Origin of the sequence: Aeromonas sp. 11P (assembly GCF_051920165.1) — a bacterium.
Lineage (GTDB): Bacteria > Pseudomonadota > Gammaproteobacteria > Enterobacterales > Aeromonadaceae > Aeromonas > Aeromonas veronii.
In genome coordinates this window covers 2506329-2528069 of record NZ_JBQBDJ010000004.1, presented here as the reverse complement: position 1 = coordinate 2528069, position 21741 = coordinate 2506329, and the positions used below count along the sequence as shown (strand labels likewise).

The following is a 21741-nucleotide window of genomic DNA, read 5'->3' as shown; positions in this document are numbered from 1 at the left end:
CATGGACATGTCACCCCACTTTTTTTGGCCGCTCGCCACCGTTTACCTTTTTCCATGACTGTTGCTCATCGCAAGAGCCGCAGAGGGCAAGGCAATAAAAAGAGGGCCGCAATAAGCGGCCCTCTGTCTCATCTGCCCGGTGGATTAACCAGCCTTGCTGCGGCGACGCTGCAGCCAGACGATCATTCCGAACAGCAGGAAGCCCGGGATCCACATCCACTCCTTGCGCCAGCGATCGGTGGGCGCCTTGACGGTGAGGATCTCCTGATCGAACTCCAGCCCCATGGTGGCGGCCGGGCTGCCAAAGGCGACGTTGTCGATCAGCGTCTTGCCATCCTGTTCATAGAGGCTCAGCCCCAGATTGGCCAGCCGCTCTTCGCCATTTGCCCCATCCGGTACGGCGACCAGCAGGGTGAACTTGCGTGGCTTGCCCACTGCATCTTCACCGAGGATCCGCAGCCGCAGGGTGCTCTCCGCCTCCACTTCACCCATGGTCTGGGCCAGCTGGGCAGGCGGGGTTTCGCGATAGGGGTCGTGCACCATGTCCATCCAGAAACCCGGGCGGAACAGGGTAAAGGCGACCAGCAGCAGCAGCACGCTCTCGTACCAGCGGCTCTTCACCAGGAACCAGCCCTGAGTGGCGGCGGCGAAGATCAGCATGGCGATGGTCGCCACGATGAAGATCAGCACCCCGTGGGCGAAGTCCACGTCGATCAGCAGCAGATCGGTGTTGAAGATAAACAGGAACGGCAGCGCTGCGGTACGCAGGCTGTAGTAGAAGGCGGTGATCCCGGTCTTGATGGGATCGCCCTTGGAGACAGCGGCTGCCGCGAAGGAGGCCAGCCCCACCGGCGGCGTCACATCCGCCATGATGCCGAAGTAGAAGACGAACAGGTGCACCGCGATCAGCGGCACGATCAGCCCGTTTTGCTGCCCCAGCGTCACGACCACCGGCGCCAGCAGGCTGGAGACGACGATGTAGTTGGCCGTGGTCGGCAGCCCCATACCGAGGATCAGGCTCAGCAGGGCGGTGAGCAGCAGCATCAGCAGCAGGTTGCCCATGGAGAGGAACTCCACCAGATCCGCCAGCACCAGACCGACCCCGGTCTGGGAGACCGCACCCACGATAATCCCCGCAGTGGCGGTGGCAATGCCGATACCGATCATGTTGCGGGCACCGGCAACCAGCCCTTCCCGCAGATCCACCACGCCGTCAGCGATGGTGCCGTAGTCGTGCTTGCCGTCCTTGCGCAGCCAGTTAAGCAGCGGGCGCTGGGTCAGCAGGATGATCACCAGCATCACGGTACCCCAGAAGGCCGACAGCCCCGGTGAGAGGCGTTCCACCATCAGGCACCACACCAGTACCACCACCGGCAGCAGGAAGTGCAGGCCGGAGAGCAGCACGGCGCGGGTATTGGGCAGCTCGGTGAGCGGCTTGTCGGGATCTTCGGCAGGCAGCGGTTCATTGCTGGCGGCGATCTTCAACAGGGCCACATAGGTGGCAGCCAGCAGTACCGAGATCCCCGGCAGGGCGTAGTCACCCAGCGCAGGTTTGAGCCAGCCGAGGCCATAGTAGACCGCCAGCGACAGGCCGCTGATAAGGGCCGCGCCAAAGGCAAAACCGGTCAGGCGGCGCAGCCAGGGTTTGGGTTGATGGTTGCCGATGGGCTGCATGCCCAGTTTCAGCGCCTCCAGATGGACGATGTAGAGCAGCGCGATATAGGAGATGGCGGCAGGCAGGAAGGCGTGCTTGATGATCTCCACATAGGGGATGCCCACGTATTCGACCATCAGGAAAGCCGCAGCCCCCATCACAGGTGGCATGATCTGGCCGTTGACCGAGGAGGCCACTTCCACCGCCCCCGCTTTCTCTGAACTGAAGCCCACCTTCTTCATCATCGGGATGGTGAAGGTGCCGGTGGTCACCACGTTGGCAATCGACGAGCCGGAAATCAGGCCGGTCAGGCCGGAGGCGACCACTGCCGCCTTGGCCGGGCCGCCACGCAGGTGACCGAGCAGGCTGAAGGCGAGCTGGATAAAGTAGTGACCTGCGCCGGCCCGCTCCAGCAGGGCGCCAAACAGCACGAACAGGAATACGAAGCTGGTGGAGACGCCAAGGGCGATGCCGAACACCCCTTCGGTAGTGATCCACTGGTGGTTGGCCAGCGCGGTAAAGCCTACCCCGCGGTGTGCCAGCAGTCCCGGCATCCAGGGGCCCGCCAGACTGTAGATCAGAAAGACGATGGCGATGACTGCAAGTGCCGGCCCCAGGGCGCGGCGCGCCGCTTCCAGCAGCAGCGGAATGCCGATGCAGGAGGTCACCAGATCGGCGGTGGTGAGGGTGCCGGGACGCAGCGCCAGCGCTTCATACATCACGAACAGGTAAGAGGCGGCGCCAGCAGCGATCAGACCGAGGGCGATATCGCCGAGTGGGACCCGATCCCGCGGCGAGGAGCGAAATGCCGGGAACACCAGAAAAGCGAGCAACAGGGCAAAGGTGAGGTGAATGGAGCGGGTTTCGGTGTCATTGAGTACGCCAAACCCCACCATGAAGGGGAGTGGCGAGGCGATCCAGAGCTGGAACAGCGACCAGGCCAGCGCCAGCGCGGTGATGAGCCAGCCCATGATGCCCAGCGGCAGGCGAGCGCCCACATCCTGGGCGATCAGTTCCTCGGTAGAGAGTTGTTTATCTTGCATAGGGTTAACTTGTGCCAACGAGTACAACAAGAGCGACACCCGCCCCCGCAATCAGGCGGCAGACGGGTGTCGAAGAGAGTGACAAAGGCCCCGGGGCCTTCAATCAGAGCCAGCCGCGCTCTTTGTAGTAGCGGGCAGCCCCTTCATGCAGCGGTGCAGAGAGACCCACCTTGATCATATCGGCCTCTTTCAGGTCGGCAAAGGCAGGGTGCAGGCGCTTGAAGCGATCCAGATTGTCGAACACCGACTTGACCAGCTGATAGACCACTTCCGGATCGGTTTTGGCACTGGTGGAGAGCACCGCTTTGCCACCGATGGAGGGGGTCGGCTTGTCGCTGCCCTTGTAGATGCCGCCCGGGATCTCGGCCTTGCTGTAGTAGCTCTTCTCGGCCAGCAGCTTGTCGATGTCGGCGCCGGTCACAGGTACCAGTACCGCATCAGTGGTGGTGGAGGCTTCTTGAATGGCACCGTTCGGGTGACCGACGAAGTAGCTCATGGCGTCGATGTTGTTGTCACCGAGGGCGGAGGCCTGTTCGGCCGGCTTCAGCTCGGAGACCAGACCGAAGTCACCCTTCTTCCAGCCTTTGACCGCCATGATCTCTTCCATGGTGTCACGCTGGCCGGAGCCCGGGTTGCCGATGTTGACGCGCTTGCCTTTCAGATCGTCGAAGCTGGCGATCTTGGCATCGCGGCGAGCCAGGATGGTGAACACCTCGCTCTGCAGGGAGAAGACGGCGCGCATGTCGTCCATGGCCCCTTCGGCCTGGAACGGCGGCAGCCCCTTCATCGCCTTGAACTGGTGGTCGGATTGCATGATGCCGAAGTTGAATTCACCGCTGCGGATGCCGTTGACGTTGGCAACACCACCGCCACTGGCCGGAGCGTTGCACTTGATCTGGTGATCGGCGGCGCCGCGATTGAGGAAGCGGCAGATGGATTGGCCAGCGACATAGTAGACGCCAGTCTGACCGCCGGTGCCTATGGTCACGAAACGCTCCTGCGCTTGTACCGGACCACCGAATGAGACACCGACCAGAGCCGCCGACAGGGCGCATGCCAAAGTTAATCCTTTCATTTTTTCTCCCTTTTCTTTGATTTTGTTTATCCGATCCCCGGATAAATTGATGGCAATCCCGTTCTGCGCCGGGCTTGCCCGCTCTTCTCGTTGCGCGAAAGCGGGGGAGTTGATCACCCCCTTTCCGGCAGTCACCCTCATCCTGTGGTGAGGCTACCGACCTCCTGTCGGTCGAAGATAAATTGGCCCCTGAGGGGCCAAATAAAAAGTTGCAAGCACTCCGATTAAGCACATTCACCCAACATAAATCAAACGAAATGGCAAAATAGCGGAGTTAAATCTTGAGAAACATGACCTCGATCATTCATTTTCTTGCCGAAGATTAATTTGATATGAAGGGAAATGGAAGAGGGAAAAACTACGAGAGGATTCTTATGCGGCCCTTGAATGACAAGGGCCAAGGTCATAATGGATCAGTTGGCCGGGGTGGCCAGATCCAGGATAAAGGCGTATTCCAGCGCGATATCCTCGTAGGCTTTGAAGCGGCCCGACTTGCCGCCGTGGCCGGCGTCCATGTCGGTGTTCAGTAACAACTTGTTATCATCCGTTTTCAGCTCGCGCAGCTTGGCGACCCACTTGGCGGGCTCCCAATACTGCACTTGCGAGTCGTGCAGTCCGGTGGTGACCAGCAGGTTGGGATAGGCTTGCGCCTTCACCTGATCGTAGGGGCTGTAGCTCTTCATGTAGTCGTAGTAGCGCTTCTGGTTCGGGTTGCCCCACTCGTCATACTCCCCGGTGGTGAGGGGAATGGACTCGTCCAGCATGGTGGTGACCACATCGACGAACGGCACCTGCGCCACCACGCCGCGATAGAGTTCGGGCGCCTGATTGATGACCGCCCCCATCAGCAGACCACCGGCGCTGCCGCCCATGGCGTAGACCTGATCCCTGGCACCGTAGCCTTGCTCCACCAGCGCCTTGGTGACATCGATAAAGTCATTGAAGGTGTTCTGCTTTTTCAGCAGTTTGCCATCTTCGTACCAGTGACGGCCCAGCTCTTCGCCACCCCGGATATGGGCGATGGCGTAGACGAAGCCTCTGTCCAGCAGGCTCAGGCGCGAGCTGCTGAAGTCGGGATCCATGCTGGAGCCGTAGGATCCATAGCCATAGACCAGCAGCGGATTCTTGGGCGCATCGGCCTGCTCTTTCTTGAACTTGTCCTTGCGATAGACCAGCGACACCGGCACCGATACGCCGTCGCGGGCGGTCACCCAGAGCCGCTCGCTGGCGTACTGGTCGGCCTTGAAGCCGGCCACCGGCTGCTGCTTGAGCAGGGTGCGCTTGCCGGTCGCCATATCCAGCTCATAGGTGGAGGCGGGGGTGGTCATGGAGGAGTAGCCATAGCGCAGGGCGCTGGTATCCGGCTCCGGGTTGTAGGCGAGCCAGGTGACATAGGCGGGATCGTCGAAGGCGATCTCCTTCTCGTCACCGCTCTGCCAGTTGATCTGGCGCAGTCGGGTCAGCCCCTTGTTGCGCTCTTCCAGTACCAGCCAATCCTTGAACAGGGCGTAGCTCTCCAGCAGCACGTCCGGATTGGGGGCGATCACCGCCTTCCAGCGATCGACCGGGCTCTCTTTGGTCTCGTAGAGGCCGAAGTTCTTGCCATCCTTGTTGGAGCGCACATAGAAGCGGCCGCGGTAGTGATCCAGGCTGTATTCGTGATCCACCTGACGGGGCAGGAACAGGCGGGGGGCGTGCTCCGGCTGGTTGGCATCGATCAGCCGTGCTTCGCCGGTGGTGGTGCTGGAGAGCGCGATGACGATGAAATCTTCCGAAGTGGTAGCGTAGAGGCTGATGTAGAAGGAGTCATCTTTCTCTTCATAGACCAGCTTGTCCGTGGCCGGATCCGTACCGAGCGTGTGGCGATAGACCTGATAGGGCAGCAGGGTCTGCGGGTGCTTGCGCACATAGAAGACGGTCTTGTTGTCGTTGGCCCACACCAGATTGCCGGAGGTATTTTCCAGTTTGTCGGTGGCCCACTGGCCGCTCTCCAGATCGAGGAACTGGATCTGGTACTGACGACGGGAGAGGAAATCTTCCGCCACCGCCAGCCAGCGGTTGTTGCGGCTCACCTCAAGGGCGCCGAGGGCATAGAACTCGTGCCCTTCAGCCCGCAGGTTGCTGTCGAGCAGCAGGCTCGCCTGCTCTTCGCCAAGCTTGGTGCGCGAGTAGATCCCGTACTCCTTGCCCGGCTCATAGCGGGTCTGATAGCGGTAGCCGTTTTTCACATAGGGCACCGACTCATCCTGCTGGGGGATGCGGGCGACCATCTCTTTATAGAGTTGTTCGCGCAGTGGCTGGGTCGGCTTGAGCATGGCCTCGGTATAGGCGTTCTCGGCCTCAAGGTATTGCAATACTTCCGGCGCCTGACGCTGGTCGTCGCGCAGCCAGTAGTAGTTGTCGATGCGGCTATCCCCGTGTTTTTTCAGGGTGCGGGGATGTTTGGCGGCCACGGGCGGCTGGATTGGATGTTCGCTTGTCAGCATGGCGGGCTCTTCATTGGCATAAGTGGGGGGAGAACTGTCAGAAAGGCTAGCAGCAGAACTCCTCGGGAAAAGGTAAACATGTCGCATCCTTGGCGCTGGAAAGGGTTGGTAGACCTGAGCATCGGCTCCATGAATTGGCGTTAAATCTGCCCCTTGTTGCCGGTGGTTGCAAGCAATCCCTTGTTATTGCAGGAAATGTAATCAAAAAAAGCCGCTATCTCGCGATAGCGGCCCTCTTTCTGGCCATGAGCGGCAAGAGTCCGCTCAGGTGTGCCTCACATGATATGGGAGTGCCCTCTCATGACCAGTTTTCGTCAGCCTGGGTAGCTCGACCAGCGGTTGGTCGCGCCCTCGTTGCTGATACTCAGTACCTCATAGGGATGGCCCGGAATATCCATGCCCGGTGCACTCTGGGGCATGCCCGGAATGGTCAGGCCACGGATCGCCGGTTTTTCCCTGAGCAGCTTCTGCACATCGGTGGCCGGTACATGCCCCTCGATCACATAGCCATTTACGATACCGGTATGGCAAGAGGCCAGTTCCGGCGCGATACCGTATTGCTGCTTCACTGCGCCGAGCTGTTCGGTTTCGATGACCTCCAGTTCGAAGCCATTCTGCTCCATGTGCTCGTTCCAGCTTTGGCAGCAGCCACAATATTTGGATTTGTAGACGGTCATCTTCTCGGCTGCGAGAGCCGAAAAGCTGACGGTACCGGCCAGCATGGCCAGTAACAGGGGTTTGTACATCACTCACCTCAGATTGAAAGAAAAGATGCCCGATACGGGATGAATTTCAGATTCTGGGGGCGAGGGGGACGTTCGAGCCGCTCGCACGGGGCGTCCGGCATATAGAGAGAGGGGGAGGCGAACTCGGGGGTATCCGGTTCCAGCACGGCGACCGTCAGGCTGTCGCTGCCCACCAGCGTCATCGAGAGTGCGGTGGTAAAGCTGCCGCAGGGCATCGCTTTTTCCAGCGTGCGTTCGCTCTGGCTGCAGTGGGTGGTCAGGGTACAGAGGTCGGTTGCGGCCCGGCTGCCAAACGACATCAACACCAACACCAGACTCCACAAGGGGAGCCAGCGACGGGCGTGAGCGAGTTGGCGACGGGTGAGAACCATGGAATGACTCGAAAATAGCAAGGGGCACATGGTAACCCTGTGCCCCGGGGGAGGGTCAAGCCCTCCCCATGGTGTCAGTCAGCCCGGATTAAGGTTGCTGACGGGTCGCCGCCAGCACGATCTCGCGCACGCAGACGTTGGCAGGCTGGTTCCAGGCGTAGAGCACCGCGTCGGCGATCACTTCCGGCGCGATGACGCCGCCCATCTGATCTTTCCAGTCGTGGTAACCGGCCTTGATGTTCTCGTCAGTGGTGTGGCTGAGCAGCTCGGTCTCGACTGCGCCCGGAGCTATGGTCACCATCCGCACGCCGACATCGGCCACCTCTTCGCGGATGTTCTCGGTCAGGGCGTGGACGGCGAACTTGGTGGCGCAGTAGGCTGCATGGTTCGGGAAGGTCTTGCGACCGGCGATGGAGCTGATGTTGATGATGGTGCCGCTGCGGCGCTCCTTCATGCCTGCCAGCACAGCGTGGACGCCGTTCAGTACCCCCATCACGTTGATGTTGAGCATCTGCTGCCATTCGGCGGGATCCTGCACATCGGCCTGACCCAGCAGCATGACACCGGCGTTGTTGACCATGCAGCCGACCGGGCCAAATTTGGCTTCTGCCTGCTGGACGGCGGCCTTCATGGCAGCGGTGTCGGTTACATCGACCCCGATGCAGAGGGTATCGGGCAGGTTCAGTGCCTGCATCGGCTCGACCCGGCGGGCCAGCAGCAACAGCGGATGACCTGCGGCAGAGAAGGCACGGGCGATGGCAGCACCGATCCCGGCGGAGGCGCCGGTGATCACGACGAGAGATTTGGACATGGGTCTTTCCTTCTGATTCAAGAGTCGGTTTGAGCAAACGGGTGGCTGGCCAGCACGGAACTCAATCACTATAGTCACTGCATCTATAAGTGATAAATATTGTTTTCCGCTGGTTATCATCTGAAAAAACTATGGTTGGTTTATGCTGGACTTGAGATTGCTGCGTTTCTTCATCGCCATCTATGAAGAGAAGAACATCACGGCGGCGGCCGAGCGCTGCCACGTCAGCCAGCCCTCCCTCTCGGCGGGACTGCGCCAGCTGGAAGAGGCGCTCAGTGACAGCCTGTTTGTCCGGGGCAAGAAAGGGGTGGTGGCGAAAGATCCGGCCCACTATCTCTATCCTCACGCGGTCAAGCTGGTGGAGGAGGCGCGTCGTCTGCCGGAGCTGTTTCGCCAGAAAGCGACGCGTGCGAGGCTCAATATCGCCATCATGCCGGACTTGAGTCGCCGTCGGGTGGCCGGGCTGCTGCAGCAAGTACAGCGCGTGTTGCCGCAGCTGGATCTCACCCTCTCCGACTACACCACACCCGCCGACTGCCGCTTGACGCTGGATGCCCTGCGCCGGGAGGACGAGATCTTCCTGCCGCTGTGGGAGGAGGATTACGTGCTCTGCGTGCCGGTCGACCATTCCCTTGCAAGTCGCGAAAGGATCGAGCTGGCCGAGCTGCAACATTATGATTTTATTGAGTGCCCGCCCTGCGAAGCCCATCAGCAGACTATCGGCCTGCTGGCCTGTGACCGGCTTACCCTCAATCTGGTGGCCAAGGCCGAGAGCAAGGGGCTGGTGATGGCGCTGGTGCTGGCGGGAGTCGGCATCAGTTTTCTGCCGGACGGGCTGGTCGAGGATGAGGCGGGGCTCTGTACCCTGCCGGTGAGCGGGCCGCGGATGTTTCGCCGGATTGGGCTCTGCTATCCCGCCCACCAGACCCTCAATCCGGCGCTGCGGGAGTTGATCCCCGAGTTGGCAGGCTATGGCGCTTCCTGATAAGGTCGCTCTCCTGTGCACCTTTACGATGTAGCTCCCCAGACTCCCCTTTTCTGTTTACCTCGCCTTGCACCGCAAGGCTTTGTTCGGGTGATGTGGTCATGAAACGCATTCTGGTTATTTTTTCCCATCCCGCGCTGCAGAGCTCGCGGGCCAACAAGCAGCTGTTACAGGCGATTGAGGGGCTGGAGGGGGTCACGGTTCACGACCTCTACCAGCACTATCCCGACATGTTCATCGATGTGAAGCGGGAGCAGGCGCTGCTCTGTGAGCACGATATCATCGTCTTCCAGCACCCGTTTTACTGGTACTCCTGCCCGGCCATCATGAAAGAGTGGATGGATCTGGTATTGGAGTATGGCTATGCCTACGGCCCTGAAGCCCACGCCCTCAAGGGCAAGCAGTGGCTGAGCGCCATCACCACCGGCGGGGCGCCGGAGTCCTACTGCAGCGAGGGGTACAACAGCCGACCGCTGCTCGATTTTCTGCTGCCATTTCAGCAGGCGGCCACCTTGTGCGGCATGAACTGGCTGCCCCCTTTCGTGCTGCACTCCTTTCACAAGATCAAGGATCCCGCCGCCCTGCGCCGCTGCGGGCAGGATTACCGCCAGCTGCTCTGTGCCCTGCGTGACGATCAGCTGACCCCGGAGCAGCTGGCCGGGCGTCCTTATCTGCGCGACTTGCTGGAGGTGCTTTGATGAAATACGGGCAGCTTGTTGGCCGAGCGCATGAGCCGGATCAAACCTTCACACGGAGGGCTGACTGATGGGCCACGGGATCCTGTTTGATGCCTTTATCTATCTCTCTGCCGCCGTTATCGCGGTGCCGCTGGCCAAGCGCTGGGGGCTGGGTTCGGTGCTCGGCTATCTGCTGGCGGGGATCATCATAGGCCCCTTTCTGCTGGGGCTGGTGGGGGAGCAGAAGGATGTAATGCACTTCGCCGAGTTTGGCGTGGTGCTGATGCTGTTTCTGGTCGGTCTTGAATTGCGTCCGGCCCTCTTGTGGCAGCTGAAGGGGCCGATCCTCGGCACCGGCGGCCTGCAGGTGCTGCTCACTACGGCGGCACTGACCGGCGTGGCGCACCTGATTGGGTTGCCGTTGCAACAGGGGCTGGCCATCGGCCTCATTTTGGCACTCTCTTCCACCGCCATCGTGTTGCAGAGCCTGCAGGAGCGCAAGCTGATGCAGAGCGAGAGTGGTCGCTCCGCCTTTGCGGTGCTGCTGTTTCAGGATATTGCGGTCATTCCGATCCTGGCGATCCTGCCGCTGCTGGCCATGGCGCCGGTCGCCAGCAATGGCGGCTCCGAGCTGGCGGGTTGGCAGCACGGTCTGCTGGTGGTGGCGGCCATCTCAGGCATAGTGCTGGGTGGCCACTACCTGATGCGGCCGGTGTTTCGTGCCATCGCCCAGTCCCATATGCGGGAGATCTTCGTCGCCGCCGCCCTGCTGCTGGTGATCGCCATTGCGGTGCTGATGGAGTCAGTGGGCCTCTCGCCTGCTCTTGGCTCCTTCCTCGCCGGGGTGGTGCTGGCCGACAGCGAATATCGCCATGAGCTGGAGGCCGACATAGAGCCGTTCAAGGGCTTGCTGCTCGGCCTGTTCTTTATGTCGGTGGGGGCGGGGATCGACTTCGGGCTGTTTGCCGAACACCCCTTCCTGATACCCACTCTGGTGGTTGGCCTGATGGTGCTCAAATGGCTGGTGTTGATGGCGCTCGGCTTCATTATCCGCATCTCGCCGAGTCAACGCTGGACCTTCGGGCTGGCGCTCGCACAGGGCGGTGAGTTTGCCTTCGTGCTCTTCTCGTTTGCCGCCCAGAACCGGGTGCTGCCCGGCGAGACCATCTCGCTGCTGACGCTGGTGGTAGCGCTCTCCATGGCGCTCACCCCACTGCTGCTGATCCTCAACGATCGGGTGATCCAGCCCTGGTTCGATTACCGTAACCAGAGCGACGCACCGCAGCATGAGCAACCTGAGCTGGTGGAGCATCCGGTGATCATCGCAGGCTTCGGCCGCTTCGGTCAGATCGTGGGGCGTCTGCTTCATGGTCACGGCATCGGCACCACCATCCTCGAGCAGGATGCCAGCCAGATAGAGACCCTGCGCAAGTATGGCTATCAGGTCTTCTATGGCGATGCCAGCCGGATCGATCTGCTCCATGCCGCAGGGGCGCACAAGGCGAAGCTGCTGGTGCTCTCCATCAACGATCCGGCTACCTCGCTGGCGGTGATCGAGATGGTGCAGAAGCACTTCCCGCACCTGAAGATCCTGGCGCGAGCGCTGGATCGACCCCATGCCCACGAGATCCTGCGCCACGGGGTCGAGAGCGTGCACCGGGAAACCCTGGGCTCGGCGGTCGATCTGGGGGTGGAAGCCCTGACCCAGCTCGGTTTTCGGGCCAACCAGGCCTGGCGGGCGGGGCAGACCTTCAAGCAGCACGATAACTGGTTGTTGCGCGAGCAGGTCAACTATCTGGACGACGAACACACTTATATCAACAAGAGCCTGCAATACCGGGAGATCCTCTCCGATCTGTTGCAAGACGACGAGGAGGGGCAGGAGCGTATCCATGCCCACAACTGGAATAGCGGGCTACCCGACGACGACAAGGAAGCAAAATGATTGCCTATTATCCCATGTTCAAACACCTGCATATGACGCTGGCGCTGGTCAGTCTGCTGCTCTTTATCTATCGCTGGAGTCTGGCGCTTGCTGGCAGCGATCGGTTGCAGCAGAAGTGGCTGAAGATCCTGCCGCATATCAACGACACCTTCCTGCTGCTGTTTGGTGTGTTGCTGGCGGTGGCCTTGCAGTTGAGCCCGGGTCAACAACCCTGGCTGATGGCCAAGCTGATTGCACTGGTGCTCTATATCGGTCTGGGTGTCATGGCGCTCAAGCGCCCGGCCCGCGGTCAGAAGCTGGTGGCCGGTGTGGCGGCGCTGGCGGTGTTTGGCTACATGGTCGGTGCGGCCATCACCAAGTCAGCCTGGTCGTGGCTGATGTGAGCAAAAGGGGAGAGTCATGCTCTCCCCTGAAATCATATTCTGAGATGAATTAATTAATCGGAGTTTTATGCTGACAATAAATCGCAACATAGAACTTTCATTTGAGGGATTTTTGGCTAATTTTAGCCTCTAGCGGCTCCTTTTTTGAGTGTATTGTCTTTATAAATCAATCACTTAGTGTGTTTTGTATGAAAATGGCGACAGTTGTCGCAGCAAAACTTGCGACATAGACTGTCGCAAGTCACGACTAGCATACAGTCAACGCTAAACCAGTGAAGGCAAGCACCATGAGCAAGAAGCTGTTACGACAACTGACCTTGGCGCGTTGCATCCCGCACCGCCCTTACAAGCTGACCGCCAGCCAACTCCAGGTAAAACTGGAAGAGGAAGGCATCCACGTCAGTCTGCGTACCGTGCAACGGGACCTGGAAGAGATGTCCGGCATGGGACTGTTCGACCTCACCTCGGACGAGCGCAGCAAACCCCATGGCTGGTGCTTCGAGCGCCACGGCCTCAACGACTTTGCCAATATCATGCCGCTCTCGCTGGCGGTGGCCCTGAAAACCTGGAGTGATCAGGCGAGCCAACTGTTGCCGGCGAGTGTACTGACCGAATTGAATCCGCTGGTCGACAAGGCGAGCCAGGTGATCCGCGACAGCCAGAGTGAACTGGCCGAACGCTGGCTGGAGAGTGTGCACCAGTCACCGCGTCCGTTTGCTGGCAACCCGGAGATCCGCCGCAGCACCCTGATCCGCGATGCGCTCTGGCGTGGTCGCAAGTTCAGTGCCGAGATCCAGCGCGTGATCAAAGAGCGCACCGTATGGCTCTGCTACGACCGTATCAACCCGCTCGGCATTCTCAATCAGCCGGACGGTCCGATCCTGCTCTGCACTCTGTCCGAGCTGGATCCCAAGGTTTACGGCATTCCGTTCGACCATATCAAGAATGTGGAGCTGACCAACTTCAGCGCCACCCAGCCGAAGGATTTCAATATCCAGAAGCTGATCCGCGATCAGGGCTATCAGGATGTGAGCGGCCCGATCCGCTTCGTCGGCCGGATCGATGCCAACAGCCAGTCGCTGGTGGATAACCAGATCCCCGGCAACAATCCGCGCATGACCCGCTATGACAAGCGCAGCGTGGTGGTGGAGACCGAAGTGCAGGACACTCCGGAGTTTCGCAGCTGGTTGAACAACATCGGCGGTGAACTCGAGGTGCTGGCACCGGAATCGCTGCGCAAGGCCTATCTCAATCCGGCCAATCGTTTGAGCTGATTAAAAAATTGGAATGCTGAAGAGTCGAGCCTGGTCTCGGCTCTTTTTTTGCTGCTTTTTTAAGCATATTTATTCAACTAATTTTTAAGTCTTAACGACAGGATTAAACCGTTTTCCTGCCCCGTTTTTGGGGGCGAAACCCGTGTAAGAGATCTGCCATAGCGACTGTAAGAGGCTGGCGCTTTGAGCCGTACGCGAAGCCATGCCAGAATGATCGAGCTTTCCTGTGAAACTAAATAAATGACTGATATTAAAGGGTTAGTTTTTAAGTTCGTATTTTTGAATGGGAGCTGCATCGGATCTTTATCATCGGATGGCCCTTGTTCGGGGTGCGCATTTCCTTAGTATGGGTCTCACAAGGACGGAGCTGGTCCGGCAGGATGCAGGGTAGCGCATAAAGATGGAATAGTCCGCAGGATGTGGACAAGGGACACCTCAGGATGAGTTCGATAATCAGGATGGTTATCGTCACGGATGAATAAAGGAACACCGCGGGATGCGGCAGGACACTCTCGGGATGAGAGCAGAACGAATGGAGCCTCGTTCTTCAGGATGAACAGGACCTCGCCGGATGCGAGAGGAATACTTCAGGATGAAGTGAGATAACCCGGATGGTTATCTGTCAGGAAGACGCAAGGAACCCCACAGGACGTGGTAATGGACACCTCCAGGATGGAGACAGGGAAGCAGTTCAGGATGAATTGCCAGGCCAGGACGCCGCAGGACACGCCAACGGATTGGAAAGGGGATATTCCAAAGGATTAGGATAACGTCAGGGATTGCAGGGAGCATTGCAGTTCTACGGACAGGACGACACGACTCTAGGGGACGGCTACCGCCGTCCCCTTTTCTTTTATGGTTTGTCCGAGAGATTGCCGCGCTGGGCGGCGTTGACGATCTCTTGCAGGCGCTGACGAATGTCGACCATGCCAAACACACCAAAGATCAGCACAGTGACAAATTCGGCCTTGGTGACAGCGAAGTAGCGTTTGCAAGCTGCCTTGATCATGCTGGCCTGCAGCCAGTGCAGCAGGGCGACGATCACGCCACAGACCGGCAGAAAGCCGTTGAGTTTGCCGGGTAGCGGGGCAATCAGGCTCACCAGTACGCCAAACCAGAAGAACAGTATCAGCCCCATCGCCAACAGATTAAAGACCCGCTTCATTGTTTACCTCCCGTAGATAGAGTTGATAACAGACCTGACCTGCTTGTTTGTCCTTGAGTAGTTGCCAACTGGCGGGCAGCGCCAGATCGGCCATCTCTTTTTCCCGCTCCAGATAGATGAGGGCGTCCGCTGCCAGCCAGCCGCGCTGCTCCAGCAGTTCGCACACCTGCGGCAGCAGCTCGCGGCGAAACGGTGGATCGAGGAACACCAGATCAAACGGCGTGGCCGGGCCTTGCAGCCAGCTCACTGCATCGGTCTGGAATACCTGACCCTGTGTGCTGCCGAGAGTGGCCAGATTCTTTTTGATCTGCTCTGCCGCCCCTCTGTCCATCTCGATCAGGGTTACCTGCTCGGCGTAGCGCGACAGCGCCTCCAGACCTAGGCCGCCGCTGCCGGCAAACAGGTCGAGGCAGCGGGTGCCGCGGATGTGGGGAGCCAGCCAGTTGAAGATGGTCTCCTTGACGCGATCCGTGGTGGGTCTGAGCCCTTCCACATCCTTGACCGGCAATTTGCGGCCTCGCCACTGGCCGCTGATGATTCTTACAAAGCCTGATTTTCCTTGAGGGACAGGGCTTTTGCTCGGGTTGCTACGGCTGGATTTCACTCTGGGCATCGCGTTTCATCGTCAGAAAATAAAGTGGTAGTATAAGGCGGTTCATTTTTATGCCGACCCGCCAAGGGACGGCTATCTTAGCAGTCAGCCTTTGATGTGAGTATTTTTAGATGGCAAAAGGTTTGTTTTCCTGGCTGGGTTTCGGCCGCAAGAAAGAAGAGGCTGAGGCTGTCCAACCACAGACACCCCAAGCCACCCCCGTTACCGTTGAGCCCGAGGTCACAGCTACCCCCGCTCCCGTTTCCGATACCACTGTTTCCGATAGTACGCCGGCTGTTGCCCCCGAAGTGCCTGCCAGCGCACAGAATCCCGTTTTGCACGACGATTGCTGCCCGCCAACCGAGCTGGATGGTCATGGCCCGCTGGTGGTGGAGGAGTGCGCCTCCGATCTGGAGCCGGTGATCGTCAACGAATCCCTGATGGCAGAAGAGGAGCGTGCCGCCGCAGAGGCGCAAGCTGCCGAAGCTGCCCGTGTTGCCGCCGAGGTTAAAGCCGCAGAAGAGGCTCGCATTGCTGCTGACGCTCACGTTGCGGAAGAGGCGCGTATTGCCGCCGAAGCCCGTGCGGCGGAAGAGGCTCGTATTGCTGCTGAAGCCCGTGCGGCGGAAGAGGTTCGTATTGCTGCTGAAGCCCGCGCTGCGGAAGAGGCCCGCATCGCCGCCGAAGCTCGCGCCGCGGAAGAATCTCGCATTGCCGCCGAAGCCCGCGCCGCGGAAGAGGCTCGTATCGCCGCCGAAGCCCGCGCTGCGGAAGAGGCTCGTATTGCTGCCGAAGCCCGTGCTGCGGAAGAAGCTCGCATTGCTGCCGAGGCTCGCGCTGCGGAAGAGGCTCGTATTGCTGCCGAGGCTCGCGCTGCGGAGGAGGCTCGCATTGCCGCTGAAGCTCAGGCTGCGGAAGAAGCCCGTATCGCCAAAGAGGCACAGCGAGCGGAAGATATGCGCCTGGTCGCCGCGATGGAGGCTGAGGCCGCCGCACTGGCTGCTCTGCCGCTGGCCGCCAAGGTAGACGACGACACCCAGGACAAACCGCAGCGGGAGGGCTTCTTTGCTCGCCTCAAGCGCAGTCTGGTGCGCACCAAGGAGAATATCGGCTCCGGTTTCTTCGGCCTGTTCCGTGGCAAGAAGATCGACGATGAGCTGTTTGAAGAGCTGGAAACCCAGCTGCTGACCGCTGATCTCGGCGTGGATACCACCACCCGCATCATCGAAGGGCTGGTGCAGCACGCAGATCGCAAGCAGCTCAAGGATGCGGAGGCGCTCTATGGCCTGCTCAAGCAGGATATGGGCGAGATGCTGGCCAAGGTCGAGCAGCCGCTGGTGATCGACACCAGCAAGAAGCCTTACGTGATCCTGATGGTCGGCGTAAACGGCGTCGGCAAGACCACAACCATCGGCAAGCTGGCCAAACAGTTCCAGGCTGAAGGCAAGAGCGTAATGCTGGCGGCGGGTGACACCTTCCGTGCCGCTGCGGTCGAACAGCTGCAAGTTTGGGGTCAGCGCAACAACATTCCGGTGATTGCCCAGCATACCGGTGCCGACTCCGCTTCCGTCATTTATGACGCCATCGAGGCCGCCCGCTCCCGCGGGGCTGATGTGCTGATCGCCGACACCGCCGGTCGCCTGCAGAACAAGAGCAACCTGATGGAAGAGCTCAAGAAGGTGGTGCGGGTGATGAAGAAGCTGGATGAAGAGGCGCCCCACGAGATCATGCTGACGCTGGACGCCGGCACCGGCCAGAACGCCCTGAGCCAGGCCAAGCTGTTCAGCGAGGCGGTTGGCCTGACCGGCATCACCCTCACCAAGCTGGATGGCACGGCCAAGGGCGGCGTCATCTTCGCGGTGGCCGACAAGTTCCAGATCCCGATCCGCTACATCGGGGTGGGCGAGGGGATCGACGATCTGCGTCCCTTTGTTGCTAACGATTTCATCGAGGCGCTCTTTAGCCGCGATGAATAAGTCCGGCCGCGATGAGTCAGCTCAGCCGTGATGAGTAAGTGTTCCATGCCCCGACTCCGGTCGGGGTTTGTCAATTTCAGGGAACCGTTATGATTCGTTTTGACAAGGTCAGCAAGGTATACAGCGGCGGCCATCAGGCGCTGCAAAAGGTCAGCTTTCACCTGCGCAAGGGAGAGATGGCCTTTCTGACCGGGCACTCGGGGGCGGGCAAGAGTACCCTCCTCAAACTGATCAGCGTGATGGAGCGTCCGACCGATGGTCGCGTCTTCTTTCATGGTGATGATGTCAGCCATATCCAGCGCAGCCAGATCCCCTATGTTCGCCGCCAGATCGGGATGATCTTTCAGGATCACCGCCTGCTGATGGACCGCACCGTGTTCGACAACGTGGCGCTGCCGCTGGTGATTGATGGTTACAGCCATGCAGACATCAACAAGCGCGTGGCGGCGGCGCTGGACAAGGTGGGGCTGCTCGGCAAGGAGCGTTACCAGCCGCGCATGCTCTCCGGTGGTGAGCAGCAGCGGGTCGGCATCGCCCGTGCCATCGTCAACAAGCCGCCGCTGCTGCTTGCGGATGAACCGACCGGCAACCTGGATCCCCAGCTCTCCATGGATATCATGCGGTTATTTCAGGAGTTCAACAATTTTGGGGTCTCGGTACTGATTGCCACCCATGATCTGGGGCTGATCGCGCGCATGCGCTATCGCACCCTGACCCTCAAGGCGGGTCGCATGTATTCGGCCGGGGAGGAGCTCTGATGGCTATCGTTCGTCATAAACAACCGCCGCTGCGTCGTCTGATGATGTACGGGGTTGATCATGTGCGGCAGGCGTTTGCTAGTCTCGGGGAGCTGTGGCGCAATCCGCTCGCCTCTCTGATGACGCTTGCGGTGCTTGGCGTCAGCCTGGCACTGCCATCCTGCTTCCACGTGCTGCTGAAAAATGCCGAGGTGGTGGAGGGGAGCTGGCAGAGCAGTTCCCAGATCTCCCTTTACCTGCGCAAGGATCTGCCGGAGCAGAGCATTCTCGATCTGCAACACAGGATCCTGCTCTATCCCGAGGTGGATTCGGTCACCTACCTGAGCCGTGACGATGCGTTGCGGGAGTTTCGCGAGATCTCCGGCTTCGGCGATGCCCTCGATTATCTGGACAGCAACCCGCTGCCGCCTGTGCTGAGCGTCATTCCTGACCCGCGTTGGCAGAACCCTGAAGGGGCCGCCGAGCTGCTCAGCAAGCTCAATAATGAGGTGGGGGTCGAACAGGGCAAGCTGGATCTGCAGTGGCTGACCCGGCTGCAGGGGATCATGAACCTGCTGCGCCACACCATTACCGGTATCGCGGTGCTGCTGCTCTCCGCCGTGTTGCTGATCGTTGGCAATACCTTGCGTCTCAACATCCTCAACCAGCGTTCCGAGATTGAAGTGCTCAAGCTGGTGGGAGCGACCGACTCCTTCATTCATCGCCCCTTCCTCTATACAGGTATCTGGTTCGGAGTGATCGGCGGCATGCTGGCCTGGTGGCTGACCGAAGTGATGGTGATCTGGAGCGAAGGGGTGGTGAAGGAGCTGGCGGGCTTGTATAACAGTAACTTCCGGCTGGTTGGCATGGGGGCGGTAGACGGGATCAATCTGATCTTGCTGGGCGCCCTGCTGGGGCTGATTGCCTCCTGGTTCTCGGTCCATCGCCACATTCGCGACATCGAACCATCCTGATTACTTTGTCATCAAAGTAAATCGCTGGATTTTGAGAGGCGGATCAAGTAAAAGAGGGGCCGTTTCTGGCTTGGCCCCCATAGTCAGAGTATTCTGAATAACAATGATCTTCCGGATCTTCGCTAGATCCAGTGAACCTTCTGATTTATAAGCAGTCTATTAAAGCTGAAGCATTTATACGGGTGTGGCCCCTCTGCCTTGCTCGTCAGACTTGGCAAGCATGTGAAGGTTGCGAGCTCCGCAACAATGGACTTAGCATGCTACTTTTCGGGGGTCCTTCATTGTGACCCCCTTTTTTTGACTGTTCATTCATGATTCATCCTGCAGGCTTAAGATAAGCCGGTCTAAAACTGGGCATGTTCTTTGATACACGCCGCAGAATGGCATCCGGTCAGTAGACAGACCCTCTCAGGGTGTTAGACTGATTCGATTGAAAAGTAAGAGGTAACAGATGGGAACTTCATTGCAGCGCACTATGGCTCTGATTCCGCAAGGTAGTCTGGAAGGCTATATCCAGGCAGTAAACTCTATTCCTGTGCTGAGCGCAGAGGAAGAGCGTGAACTGGCTGAGCGTTTGCAGCAGGATGGCGATCTCGAGGCTGCCCGTCAGCTGGTTATGTCGCACCTGCGCTTTGTCGTTCATGTCGCCAAGAGTTATGCCGGTTACGGCCTGCCTCAGGCCGATCTGGTTCAGGAAGGCAACATCGGCCTGATGAAGGCGGTCAAGCGCTTCGACCCGACGGTCGGCGTGCGTCTGGTCTCCTTTGCCGTGCACTGGATCAAGGCCGAAATCCACGAATATGTCCTGCGCAACTGGCGTATGGTCAAGGTGGCGACCACCAAGGCCCAGCGCAAGCTCTTCTTTAACCTGCGCAAATCCAAAAAACGTCTGGGCTGGCTGAACCACGAAGAGGTTCAGGCCGTGGCGGCCGATCTCGGCGTCTCTGCCGCTGACGTGACCGAAATGGAAGCGCGGATGGCCAACTACGATCAGGCGTTCGATCTGGTGGGTGATGATGAAGAAGAGGGCGGTTTCGCTCCGGTTCACTATCTGGAGGACAAATCCTCCGATCTGGCCGCGACCATCGAGAACGACAACTGGGACGATCACGCGACCCGTCGCCTGAGCTCGGCCCTCGCCACCCTGGATGAGCGCAGCCAGCACATCATCCGCGCCCGCTGGCTCGATGATGACAGCAAGACCACTCTGCAGGAGCTGGCCGATACCTACGGCGTCTCTGCCGAGCGTGTGCGTCAGCTTGAGAAAAACGCACTCAAGAAGCTGAAAGATGCCATGGAAGCCTGATGCTTCCTCTCATAAAAACAGGGCCTGATGGCCCTGTTTTTGTTTCGCAAGGATCTGGTCGGCCTTGCTTTGGTTACCCTTGAGTGTGTTATGTTGCCGCCACTGCCACATTAGGGAGAGCAGAAGTGAAACTGTTGAACGACCTGTTTACCAACAACCGTGAGTGGGCCGAACGGATCAAAGCCGAAGATCCCAATTTCTTTGCCACTCTTTCTGCCCAGCAGGCCCCCGAATACCTCTGGATCGGTTGTTCCGACAGCCGGGTTCCCGCCAACCAGCTGATGGGCTTGCTGCCGGGGGATGTCTTCGTCCACCGCAACGTCGCCAATCTGGTGGTACATACCGATTTCAACTGCCTCTCCGTGTTGCAATACGCGGTAGAAGTGCTCAAGGTGAAGCACATCATCGTCTGCGGTCACTACGGTTGCGGTGGCGTCAAGGCCGCGATGCAGAACCAGGAGCTGGGGCTCATCGACAACTGGCTGCGCAACATCAAGGATGTCTACTTCAAATATGGTGAAGAGCTCGAGGCCATCGAGGATGAGCATGAGCGCTTCGACTACCTGTGCGAGCTGAACGTGGCCGAGCAGGTCGCCAACGTCTGCCATACCACCATTATCCAGAACGCCTGGCGCAAGGGGCAGGAGCTGGCGGTGCATGGCTGGATCTACGGGATCAAGGATGGCTTGCTGCATGATCTCGATCTCTGCATCAGCGGCCCGGATCAGATCCCCGATGTCTATCGCGCCTGGCCGGACATGCGTCCGCCCCACCGTCGGCGCTAGGGAGCTTCATGGTGGCGCCAGCCCTCTATCTGCAGATCAAACAGCATATTCTGGACGGGATCCGCGAACGCCACTATCAGGCGGGGGACAGGATCCCGACCGAAGCTGCCCTGTGCGAGCAGTTCACCGTGAGCCGGATGACGGTCAACCGGGCGCTGCGGGAGCTGGTGGCTGAAGGTTGGCTGGTGCGTACCGCCGGTTCCGGCAGCTTCGTGGCGGACCGGCGTACCGAGTCGCCGTTGCTGGCTATTCGCAATATTGCCGACGAGATCGCCGAGCGTGGCAGCGAGTACAGCGCCCGGGTGATTCGGCTACAGCGACTGGCTGCCGACGAGAAGGTGGCGGTACAACTGGGGCTGCGGGTTGGCGCCCCCATCTTTCACAGTCTGATCGTCCATCAGGCCGATGGGGAGCCGTTGCAATTGGAGGAACGCTTCGTCGATGCCGGGCGCCTGCCAGGCTATGGCGAGCAGGATTTTACCCAACAGACCCCCAACCGCTATCTGATGGATGTCTGCCCCCTCTCCGAGATGGAGCACGTGGTGGAAGCCGTGTTGCCCAGCGCCGGTGAGGCGGGATTGTTGCAGATCCGCGTAGATTCCCCCTGCCTGTTGTTGCACCGGCGTACCTGGTCTGAGGGGCATCTGGTCTCCTATGCCCGTTTGCTCTCCCCCGGTTCCCGCTACAAGCTCAGCTCCAAGACTCAGCTGGAGTGAATGTCTATACAAATCGATTTTTGCAAAGCCCACCTCCTGG

The 21741-nt window shown here is 59.5% G+C and carries 18 protein-coding genes and 1 pseudogene; 11 read left to right on the top strand and 8 right to left on the bottom strand.

Annotated elements, in window-relative coordinates; translation table 11 throughout:
- Positions 1-144: 144 nt before the first annotated feature.
- The 6 genes and pseudogenes from ACTG1P_RS11595 to ACTG1P_RS11570 all read right to left on the bottom strand — a co-directional run bounded on the left by ACTG1P_RS11595 (position 145) and on the right by ACTG1P_RS11570 (position 8186).
- Positions 145-2697, bottom strand: a complete 2553-nt coding sequence (locus ACTG1P_RS11595; RefSeq protein WP_440001337.1) for a TRAP transporter permease — start codon at positions 2695-2697, stop codon at positions 145-147.
- 103 nt (positions 2698-2800) lie between these two features.
- Positions 2801-3772 (bottom strand): TAXI family TRAP transporter solute-binding subunit, encoded by a 972-nt coding sequence (locus tag ACTG1P_RS11590; RefSeq protein WP_005339950.1) that lies wholly within the window; start codon positions 3770-3772, stop codon positions 2801-2803.
- A 413-nt stretch (positions 3773-4185) separates the two neighbouring features.
- Positions 4186-6338: pseudogene (locus tag ACTG1P_RS11585) on the bottom strand (S9 family peptidase).
- Positions 6339-6572: 234 nt separating this feature from the next.
- The gene (locus ACTG1P_RS11580; protein ID WP_201910139.1) at positions 6573-7004 is read right to left on the bottom strand and encodes a DUF411 domain-containing protein; all 432 of its coding nucleotides are present in this window, start codon (positions 7002-7004) and stop codon (positions 6573-6575) included.
- 8 nt (positions 7005-7012) lie between these two features.
- The gene (locus ACTG1P_RS11575; protein WP_440001336.1) at positions 7013-7375 is read right to left on the bottom strand and encodes a hypothetical protein; all 363 of its coding nucleotides are present in this window, start codon (positions 7373-7375) and stop codon (positions 7013-7015) included.
- An 88-nt stretch (positions 7376-7463) separates the two neighbouring features.
- Entirely contained in the window at positions 7464-8186 is a 723-nt protein-coding gene (locus ACTG1P_RS11570; RefSeq protein ID WP_335877891.1) for an SDR family oxidoreductase, read from the bottom strand.
- A 142-nt stretch (positions 8187-8328) separates the two neighbouring features.
- On the opposite strand from ACTG1P_RS11570, the gene ACTG1P_RS11565 reads away from it, so the two are divergent.
- From ACTG1P_RS11565 to ACTG1P_RS11545, 5 genes are all read left to right on the top strand, one after another.
- Positions 8329-9171 (top strand): LysR family transcriptional regulator, encoded by an 843-nt coding sequence (locus ACTG1P_RS11565; protein ID WP_440001335.1) that lies wholly within the window; start codon positions 8329-8331, stop codon positions 9169-9171.
- A 101-nt stretch (positions 9172-9272) separates the two neighbouring features.
- On the top strand, positions 9273-9869 hold the full coding sequence (gene kefF / locus ACTG1P_RS11560) for a glutathione-regulated potassium-efflux system oxidoreductase KefF (RefSeq protein WP_005339958.1): 597 nt from the start codon (positions 9273-9275) through the stop codon (positions 9867-9869).
- A gap of 67 nt (positions 9870-9936) precedes the next feature.
- Positions 9937-11793, top strand: a complete 1857-nt coding sequence (locus tag ACTG1P_RS11555) for a monovalent cation:proton antiporter-2 (CPA2) family protein (protein WP_158110892.1) — start codon at positions 9937-9939, stop codon at positions 11791-11793.
- Positions 11790-12176, top strand: a complete 387-nt coding sequence (locus tag ACTG1P_RS11550) for a SirB2 family protein (RefSeq protein ID WP_042081419.1) — start codon at positions 11790-11792, stop codon at positions 12174-12176. Before ACTG1P_RS11555 ends, ACTG1P_RS11550 begins: the two co-directional genes overlap by 4 nt.
- A 287-nt stretch (positions 12177-12463) precedes the next feature.
- On the top strand, positions 12464-13450 hold the full coding sequence (locus tag ACTG1P_RS11545; RefSeq protein WP_005339987.1) for a helix-turn-helix transcriptional regulator: 987 nt from the start codon (positions 12464-12466) through the stop codon (positions 13448-13450).
- 853 nt (positions 13451-14303) lie between these two features.
- Here ACTG1P_RS11545 and ACTG1P_RS11540 read toward each other — a convergent pair.
- On the bottom strand, positions 14304-14615 hold the full coding sequence (locus tag ACTG1P_RS11540) for a DUF1145 domain-containing protein (RefSeq protein WP_005342853.1): 312 nt from the start codon (positions 14613-14615) through the stop codon (positions 14304-14306).
- Entirely contained in the window at positions 14599-15228 is a 630-nt protein-coding gene (rsmD, locus tag ACTG1P_RS11535) for a 16S rRNA (guanine(966)-N(2))-methyltransferase RsmD (protein ID WP_440001334.1), read from the bottom strand. Before rsmD ends, ACTG1P_RS11540 begins: the two co-directional genes overlap by 17 nt.
- A 110-nt stretch (positions 15229-15338) precedes the next feature.
- On the opposite strand from rsmD, the gene ftsY reads away from it, so the two are divergent.
- The 6 genes from ftsY to hutC all read left to right on the top strand — a co-directional run bounded on the left by ftsY (position 15339) and on the right by hutC (position 21701).
- A complete protein-coding gene (ftsY, locus tag ACTG1P_RS11530) occupies positions 15339-17183 on the top strand; it encodes a signal recognition particle-docking protein FtsY (protein ID WP_440001333.1) in 1845 nt (614 codons plus the stop codon).
- A gap of 89 nt (positions 17184-17272) precedes the next feature.
- Complete coding sequence (ftsE, locus tag ACTG1P_RS11525) at positions 17273-17941, top strand: cell division ATP-binding protein FtsE (RefSeq protein WP_005339995.1); 669 nt, start codon at positions 17273-17275, stop codon at positions 17939-17941.
- A complete protein-coding gene (gene ftsX / locus ACTG1P_RS11520; RefSeq protein ID WP_005339996.1) occupies positions 17941-18894 on the top strand; it encodes a permease-like cell division protein FtsX in 954 nt (317 codons plus the stop codon). Before ftsE ends, ftsX begins: the two co-directional genes overlap by 1 nt.
- A 451-nt stretch (positions 18895-19345) precedes the next feature.
- Positions 19346-20200, top strand: coding sequence for an RNA polymerase sigma factor RpoH (gene rpoH / locus ACTG1P_RS11515; RefSeq protein ID WP_005339997.1), 855 nt, complete (start codon positions 19346-19348; stop codon positions 20198-20200).
- Between the two features lie 125 nt (positions 20201-20325).
- Positions 20326-20985: a carbonate dehydratase gene (gene can, locus ACTG1P_RS11510; RefSeq protein WP_042076162.1), complete on the top strand. Its 660-nt coding sequence runs from the start codon at positions 20326-20328 to the stop codon at positions 20983-20985.
- A gap of 11 nt (positions 20986-20996) precedes the next feature.
- Complete coding sequence (gene hutC / locus ACTG1P_RS11505; protein WP_026035093.1) at positions 20997-21701, top strand: histidine utilization repressor; 705 nt, start codon at positions 20997-20999, stop codon at positions 21699-21701.
- The last annotated feature ends 40 nt before the right edge of the window (positions 21702-21741 follow it).

What these genes read in the sequence shown, in the direction of transcription:
- ACTG1P_RS11595 (WP_440001337.1), bottom strand. Translation starts at nt 2,697, where the DNA reads ATGCAAGATAAACAACTCTCTACCGAGGAACTGATCGCCCAGGATGTG.
- ACTG1P_RS11590 (WP_005339950.1), bottom strand. Translation starts at nt 3,772, where the DNA reads ATGAAAGGATTAACTTTGGCATGCGCCCTGTCGGCGGCTCTGGTCGGT.
- ACTG1P_RS11580 (WP_201910139.1), bottom strand. Translation starts at nt 7,004, where the DNA reads ATGTACAAACCCCTGTTACTGGCCATGCTGGCCGGTACCGTCAGCTTT.
- ACTG1P_RS11575 (WP_440001336.1), bottom strand. Translation starts at nt 7,375, where the DNA reads ATGGTTCTCACCCGTCGCCAACTCGCTCACGCCCGTCGCTGGCTCCCC.
- ACTG1P_RS11570 (WP_335877891.1), bottom strand. Translation starts at nt 8,186, where the DNA reads ATGTCCAAATCTCTCGTCGTGATCACCGGCGCCTCCGCCGGGATCGGT.
- ACTG1P_RS11565 (WP_440001335.1), top strand. Translation starts at nt 8,329, where the DNA reads ATGCTGGACTTGAGATTGCTGCGTTTCTTCATCGCCATCTATGAAGAG.
- kefF (WP_005339958.1), top strand. Translation starts at nt 9,273, where the DNA reads ATGAAACGCATTCTGGTTATTTTTTCCCATCCCGCGCTGCAGAGCTCG.
- ACTG1P_RS11555 (WP_158110892.1), top strand. Translation starts at nt 9,937, where the DNA reads ATGGGCCACGGGATCCTGTTTGATGCCTTTATCTATCTCTCTGCCGCC.
- ACTG1P_RS11550 (WP_042081419.1), top strand. Translation starts at nt 11,790, where the DNA reads ATGATTGCCTATTATCCCATGTTCAAACACCTGCATATGACGCTGGCG.
- ACTG1P_RS11545 (WP_005339987.1), top strand. Translation starts at nt 12,464, where the DNA reads ATGAGCAAGAAGCTGTTACGACAACTGACCTTGGCGCGTTGCATCCCG.
- ACTG1P_RS11540 (WP_005342853.1), bottom strand. Translation starts at nt 14,615, where the DNA reads ATGAAGCGGGTCTTTAATCTGTTGGCGATGGGGCTGATACTGTTCTTC.
- rsmD (WP_440001334.1), bottom strand. Translation starts at nt 15,228, where the DNA reads ATGCCCAGAGTGAAATCCAGCCGTAGCAACCCGAGCAAAAGCCCTGTC.
- ftsY (WP_440001333.1), top strand. Translation starts at nt 15,339, where the DNA reads ATGGCAAAAGGTTTGTTTTCCTGGCTGGGTTTCGGCCGCAAGAAAGAA.
- ftsE (WP_005339995.1), top strand. Translation starts at nt 17,273, where the DNA reads ATGATTCGTTTTGACAAGGTCAGCAAGGTATACAGCGGCGGCCATCAG.
- ftsX (WP_005339996.1), top strand. Translation starts at nt 17,941, where the DNA reads ATGGCTATCGTTCGTCATAAACAACCGCCGCTGCGTCGTCTGATGATG.
- rpoH (WP_005339997.1), top strand. Translation starts at nt 19,346, where the DNA reads ATGGGAACTTCATTGCAGCGCACTATGGCTCTGATTCCGCAAGGTAGT.